Genomic DNA, 536 nt, shown 5'->3' on the forward strand with positions numbered 1-536 from the left:
ACATTCGTATATGCTTATTCGTTTAAGTTCAGTTTATATATCAAATTTAAGCCATTTTCAATCTCTTAAGTATCAATTGTAGTAAATACTGAAGTCTTTTTAGGTAATCTTTAAAATTTTACTATTAGTTAAATAGTTTGTTCTACTGTTTCTATATCGTTTAAAAAATCAACTTTTTTTTTTTTTTTTTTTTTTTTTTTTTTTTTTTTTTTTTTTTATCTATTACTTTCTTTTATTCATTACTCTATTGTTCTTTTTTTTCCTTTTCTAATAGCTTTTAAACGATCAGTATTTGCATATTTTTTTTCATTCTCTAGATATTGATCTAGAGATATATTTTTCTTTTCTTCAATCATTTTTTCTTTTATAGCTATGTTTATTAATTTGTTTTCTTCTTTCTCGCTTATAATTCCCATTTGTAATTTATTTTTTAAAGCTTCTCATTCTTGTTTAAATTCTTTTTTAAGAGTTTTTTTGTCCTTAGCCTTACTTTCTATCGTCCCATCTATTCTTGGAACAAATTCGGCCATTTCTTC

General features: G+C 22.4%; 1 protein-coding gene. It reads right to left on the bottom strand.

Annotation, left to right across the window (positions count from 1 at the left end; genetic code table 11):
• Positions 1–239 precede the first annotated feature (239 nt).
• Positions 240–416: a hypothetical protein gene (locus AYC60_RS08500; RefSeq protein WP_156447627.1), complete on the bottom strand. Its 177-nt coding sequence runs from the start codon at positions 414–416 to the stop codon at positions 240–242.
• Positions 417–536: the final 120 nt, after the last annotated feature.

It is taken from the genome of Streptobacillus felis (assembly GCF_001559775.1).
GTDB lineage: Bacteria > Fusobacteriota > Fusobacteriia > Fusobacteriales > Leptotrichiaceae > Streptobacillus > Streptobacillus felis.